General features: G+C 73.0%; 7 protein-coding genes and 1 pseudogene. 4 read left to right on the top strand and 4 right to left on the bottom strand.

The features are described from left to right. A pseudogene (locus tag AOK23_RS40860) lies at positions 1–468 on the top strand (MFS transporter); the annotation flags it as partial. 100 nt (positions 469–568) lie between these two features. Then, positions 569–1,186: a DUF3885 domain-containing protein gene (locus AOK23_RS40855; RefSeq protein WP_420823798.1), complete on the top strand. Its 618-nt coding sequence runs from the start codon at positions 569–571 to the stop codon at positions 1,184–1,186. 49 nt (positions 1,187–1,235) lie between these two features. Here the strand turns inward: AOK23_RS40855 and AOK23_RS40850 are convergent, their stop codons facing one another. Both AOK23_RS40850 and AOK23_RS40845 read right to left on the bottom strand, forming a co-directional pair. After that, the gene (locus AOK23_RS40850) at positions 1,236–1,619 is read right to left on the bottom strand and encodes a hypothetical protein (RefSeq protein WP_055717468.1); all 384 of its coding nucleotides are present in this window, start codon (positions 1,617–1,619) and stop codon (positions 1,236–1,238) included. Positions 1,620–1,674: 55 nt separating this feature from the next. Further along, the gene (locus AOK23_RS40845) at positions 1,675–2,682 is read right to left on the bottom strand and encodes an AraC family transcriptional regulator (protein WP_055717467.1); all 1,008 of its coding nucleotides are present in this window, start codon (positions 2,680–2,682) and stop codon (positions 1,675–1,677) included. Positions 2,683–2,955: 273 nt separating this feature from the next. Here AOK23_RS40845 and AOK23_RS40840 point away from each other — a divergent pair, with 273 nt between their 5' ends. Beyond that, positions 2,956–3,180, top strand: coding sequence for a hypothetical protein (locus AOK23_RS40840; protein ID WP_055717466.1), 225 nt, complete (start codon positions 2,956–2,958; stop codon positions 3,178–3,180). 13 nt (positions 3,181–3,193) lie between these two features. Here the strand turns inward: AOK23_RS40840 and AOK23_RS40835 are convergent, their stop codons facing one another. After that, the gene (locus AOK23_RS40835) at positions 3,194–3,592 is read right to left on the bottom strand and encodes an SRPBCC family protein (protein WP_055717465.1); all 399 of its coding nucleotides are present in this window, start codon (positions 3,590–3,592) and stop codon (positions 3,194–3,196) included. Positions 3,593–3,597: 5 nt separating this feature from the next. Continuing rightward, a complete protein-coding gene (locus AOK23_RS40830) occupies positions 3,598–4,296 on the bottom strand; it encodes a CGNR zinc finger domain-containing protein (protein ID WP_079049990.1) in 699 nt (232 codons plus the stop codon). 21 nt (positions 4,297–4,317) lie between these two features. On the opposite strand from AOK23_RS40830, the gene AOK23_RS40825 reads away from it, so the two are divergent. Continuing rightward, a complete protein-coding gene (locus AOK23_RS40825; protein ID WP_055717464.1) occupies positions 4,318–4,776 on the top strand; it encodes a VOC family protein in 459 nt (152 codons plus the stop codon). Positions 4,777–4,900 lie beyond the last annotated feature (124 nt).

The following is a 4,900-nucleotide window of genomic DNA, read 5'->3' as shown; positions in this document are numbered from 1 at the left end:
CGGCTGCCGCTGCTCGTCGCGGGGGTGACGATGACCGCGAGCGGGGTGCTGTTCGCCGCGTTCGAGGCGGAGACGGCGAACGTCACGCTGGTCGTCGGATACGTGCTGTTCGGTATCGGCTTCGGCTTCGTCAACGCGCCCATCACCAACACGGCGGTCTCCGGCATGCCCCGCGCGCAGGCCGGTGTCGCCGCCGCCGTCGCCTCCACCAGCCGGCAGATCGGCCAGACCCTGGGGGTCGCGGTGATCGGGGCGGTACTGGCGGCGGGCGTGGGGGCGTCCTCGTACGCCGAGTCGTTCGTGTCGGCGGCCCGCCCCGCGTGGTGGATCGTCGCGGCATGCGGCTTCGCCGTCCTGGCCCTGGGCGCCCTGACCACCGGCCCCTGGGCCCGCGCCACCGCCGAGCGAACGGCGGCCCGCCTGGAGTCGACGGAGCTACGGGACGCGGCGGGCATCGGGGCACCCTAGTCGGGTGCCCTGCAAGTCGGGTCGCCCCAGAAGTCGATTCCCTCGGCGGGTGGGCGCCCGACATCATGGTCATCGGCAGGACCACGGGGGGCGAGGCGACGTGACGGTGTCCGGGGGCGGGGTGGCGGTGTCTGAAGTCAGGCTGGCGGTGCCAGAAGACGGACAGGCGGAGTTGACGCGGCTGTGGCAGCAGCGCTGGCCCGGGTGCCCGCCGGTCGGACACGAACTCCGGGGCCCCTATCGGGATGTCTGGGTGCGCTTCCACAGCCTGCCGGAGTCGAAGCGGTACCCGCAGGACGAGAGCGAGTACGCCGTTGTCCTGGAGCGTCACAACACCGTCCTCGACGAGTTGTTCGCCGGTGAGGACGTGTACGTGATCACTCCTGTCTGGACGGCGGAGGCCGAGCTTCCGTCGTTCCGACCCGGCGCCGGGTACTGGCGGAGTCTGTTGGTCGCGGACGATCCCGACCCCGAGTTCCGCACGTACTGCCACCTCACCGCCGTCCGCCGACCGTGGCGGCGGGGCTGCGTCGACGGGGTGCTCCGTGACGTCGCCGACGACACCATGGCCGGGGTCCTCATCACCGACACCGGGATGCGGCGCGTCCACCACCCCTACGACGGCGGCGCCGATGTCTTCCTGGAGTCGTCCGAGGAGCGGGATCGCATGCGTGACCGGCACGCCGACTGGCTGTCACGTCATGCGTCGGGCCTCTGATCGGACGGCCCGGTTCGTCGTTCCGCGCTGCTCGTGGGGGTGGGGGGCGTCACCACAGGTGGAGGAAGCTGCGGACATCGTCGTAGCCGTCAAGGGCGCGGCCGTCCACGTCCGACGGGTCCGCCTCGGCGCGTGCCGCCAGTGACTCCGCCAGGGCGCGGGCCTCGTCGCCGAGACGCCCGAAGCGTCGGGCGGTGTGGCCCAGGCACAGCCCGGCCAGCCCGAGCAGTGGACTGCCCGGCACGGCCCGGGTCCCGACCTGCACGCACCAGTGCTCGACGAACCCCGCGTCGTCGTCGTTCAACGCGGTGCCGACCAGCACGCCCGCCGCCTCCCCCTCCGCCGAACGGTCACGCAGGGCCCGCTCCAACGTCTCGACCACCACCCCGTGAGGCAGCGCGGGAGGGTTCTCGAAGAGCCGGTGAACATGCATCCCGCGAGCCTACGCGGACCGCGCCCCCCACTGAGGGCCGTCGGGTCGGCGCTGTTCAGGCGCCGTTGCCGTGCTGGTCCCGGTCCGCCAGGGCCTCCTGGCGGTATTCCGTGGGTGGGGCGCCGTAGGCCGTGCGGAAGGCCCGGGTGAAGTCGGAGGCTCGGGGGTAGCCCCAGCGGGTGGCGATGACGTGGACCGGGGTGGTGCGCAGGGAGCGGTCGGCGAGGTCGCGGTGGGCGCCTTCCAGGCGGCGGGCCCGGATCCACGCGGCGACCGTCTCGCCCCGGGTGTGCTGCTGGAAGACACGGTGCAGATAGCTGACGGAGATGTGGTGCGCGGCCGCGATCACCGGCGGTGTCAGCTCCGGGTCGTGCAGGTTCTGCCGGATGAACGCGGTGATGCGCCGGGCGAGGGTCTCCTGGCGGGTCTCCGGTGGCAGCGCGGCCTCGGCGTCCAGCGCCTGGCCCAGCACGGCGGACACCAGGTCGAGGACGACCGTCCCGAGGCGCGGCGCGTCGGCCGGGCTGAGGGTGTCGGCCTGTCGTTCCAGACCGAGCAGGAAGTCCGTCAGCAGCGCGGCGATGCCCTCCCGGCCCGGAATGCCGCGGCCCAGCAACTCCCCCACGCGGTGCGGCGGGAGCGGCAGCAGCGACTTGGGGAAGTCGACGCCCACACCCCGGACGGGCGCGGGCCGCAGATCGTCCGCCGGCCGGAGGTCGTACGGCTGCGAACTGTCCGCGAGGTGCAGGTCGAACGCGCCGAACGCGCCGTTCCGTCCCGCGTGGTCGAGGGTCAACTCGCCGTCCAGCAGCAGCGACAGGTGGTACAGCTCGGGGTCGGACTGGCGCACCATCCTCTGGCTGCGCCGGTAGCGCGTCGGCAGGAACGAGGTGGGCCACACGGTCACCGGGCCCAGCTCCATCAGCCGGAACTCCGCCCAGAAGTCGGTGGTGTGGGAGCTGATGATGTCGCTGGGCGAGCGCATCCGGCCGACCATCTCCCGCCAGTGGTCGAACCTGTCGTCCGCCGGCACGTCCTCGCTACGGAACACCGTCCCGATCATCGCGTCCCAATCTCCGCCGCCCTGACCGTCTCAAAGCAGCCGTCATCCTCGAACAGCCGTCATCCTCGCACGCGGTACCCGCACGGCCGACACGCGGGGAGCACGGCGGCAGCGCATACGGAGGGCCTGGGTCCGCCGCCCCCGTCCGACCGGCGCCCGGGTGGGACAACTCATGGCCGGATCGGCCCTGTTGATGTTGGTCGTGTTGCACACTCCTCACGGGCAGCGGTCGGTGAAAGGCCGACGACCCTCGACGTGTCGGCTGGAGACCAGATGTCGGAGAACAACTCGAGCAAGTCGAACAACTCGAGCAAGGTGAGCCGCTGGGACCAGCACGGGCGACAGCACGTCGTGCGGGTCCAGCGCTCCGGTGTGCAGCGCACGATCAGATGCGACACGTGCGGCTGGCGCAAGGGCGCGCAGTTCCTGCCGTGGCTGAAGGCCGAGGAGCACCTCGCCGAGGCCCACCAGGCGACGGTGGACCCCGCGGCCTCCTGAACCGGCCGAGCGGTCAGGCCGGTGCGTCGAGGGCGTCCGCGACCCGGTCCAGCACGCGTCGCCAGTGCTCCCTGCGCCGCTCGCGTTCCGCGGCGCCCGCCATCCGCTCCTGATGGAAGCGGAGGACCGTCCTGCCCCCGGCGGCGGCCGAGACGGTGACCTGCACGGTCGTGTCGCCGTACGTCACCCGGATCCGTTCGCCGGGCCGGTACCCACGCACCTCGCCGCCGATCCCCTCGTCGGTGGTGTACGGGGCGCCGCGCTCGGGGGTGAGCCGCGCCCCCGCCCCGAGCCACAGCGCCAGCCCTCCCGGTCCGCTGATGAACTCCCAGACGGCGGACGGTGGTTGGGCGAGGGTGCGGGAGACACCGATCTCCCATCCGGCGTCCTGGGTCAGTCCGGTGGCGGCCATGGCGATCACTCCTCGTTCGGGGCGGACTCGCCGGCGCGGCGTGCGCGGTGGGCACGGTGGGCGCGCACCTTGTTGCGGTTGCCGCAGTGCTCCATGGAGCACCAGCGGCGGCGGCCGGGCCGCGAGGTGTCGACGTAGATCAGATAGCAGCGCTCGCCTGAGCACATGCGGACGCGGTCCGCGTACGGCCCGGTGAGCAGGTCGACGGCGTCGCGGGCGACGGTGGAGGCGAGCTGGACGCCGCTCGCGGGGGCGGGCGACCAGCGCCGGGTGCCGTCCTCGCCGAGGGCGGGGGCGAGCGGGGGCCGTGCCGCCGCGTCGTTGATGACGCACAGGTCGGCGGGGCCGGCCGCCGGGATGTCCAGCGGGGGCAGTCCGCCCGGGTGGAGGCGCGAGACCACCGTGCGCAGCAGGGCGTCGCGCAGCCGCCGTACGTGTTCCACGTCGGCGTCGGTGAGGTCCAGGGCGCCCGGGGTGGGGGTGAGCCGGGACCTTCCGACCCAGGCGGCCAGGTCCTCGGGAGTGTGCAGCACCTCGTAGCGGGTGAGGGCGCCGGGGCCCCCGGTGACGAGGAGCTCCAGACAGAGGGCGCCCGGATCGAAGCGGAAGACATGGCCGGTGTACGACCGCAGGGGGATCCCCGGCCCTTCCGGGGACCCGGAAGGGGCCCCTTCCGGCGTGGCTGTTGTGGACGACGAGGGCATGTAACCACTATAACCGGTTACATGACTGCCGCACTGAGCTGGAAACTGGTCATCGACACCCGTGACGCGCAGCCCCTGGCCGATTTCTGGGCCGCCGCGCTGGGCTACCAGGTGGAGGATCCGAGCGCGCTGATCGCCCACCTCCGCTCCACGGGCGACCTCCCGGAGGAGGCCGTCGGCGAGCACGCCGGCCACGCCGTGTTCCGCGGGTACGCCGCCGTCCGCCACCCCGACGACCCGTACGACCCCTTCACCGGCATCGGCCGGGGCCGCCGCCTCCTCTTCCAGGACGTCCCGGAGCCGAAGACGGTGAAGAACCGCCTCCACATCGACGTCCACGCCGAACCGGGCGGCCTGGACGACCTGGTGGCCCGCCTGGAGACCCTGGGCGCCACCCGACTGCACGAGGTGGACAAGGGCCCGGCCGGCCACTGGTGGGTGATGCACGACCCGGAGGGCAACGAGTTCTGCGTGGCGTAGAGGCCCGTCGCACGCCCAACGCCCTACGACGGGCGCCGGACGTCGAGCGCCCCAAGCCGGACGTCGAGCGCCGGGGGTGGCGTGGGGCGTCCGGTGCAGGGCGCCCGGCGCTCGACGTCCGGCT

Origin of the sequence: Streptomyces torulosus (genome assembly GCF_001419765.1) — a bacterium.
GTDB lineage: Bacteria > Actinomycetota > Actinomycetes > Streptomycetales > Streptomycetaceae > Streptomyces > Streptomyces torulosus.
Note: the sequence above shows the minus strand (reverse complement) of the source record. Positions and strands in the feature narration are given on the sequence as shown.

Coding starts and splice junctions, on each gene's coding strand:
- AOK23_RS40825 (WP_055717464.1), top strand. CDS start 4,318: ATGACTGCCGCACTGAGCTGGAAACTGGTCATCGACACCCGTGACGCG.
- AOK23_RS40845 (WP_055717467.1), bottom strand. CDS start 2,682: ATGATCGGGACGGTGTTCCGTAGCGAGGACGTGCCGGCGGACGACAGG.
- AOK23_RS40835 (WP_055717465.1), bottom strand. CDS start 3,592: ATGGCCGCCACCGGACTGACCCAGGACGCCGGATGGGAGATCGGTGTC.
- AOK23_RS40830 (WP_079049990.1), bottom strand. CDS start 4,296: ATGCCCTCGTCGTCCACAACAGCCACGCCGGAAGGGGCCCCTTCCGGG.
- AOK23_RS40850 (WP_055717468.1), bottom strand. CDS start 1,619: ATGCATGTTCACCGGCTCTTCGAGAACCCTCCCGCGCTGCCTCACGGG.
- AOK23_RS40840 (WP_055717466.1), top strand. CDS start 2,956: ATGTCGGAGAACAACTCGAGCAAGTCGAACAACTCGAGCAAGGTGAGC.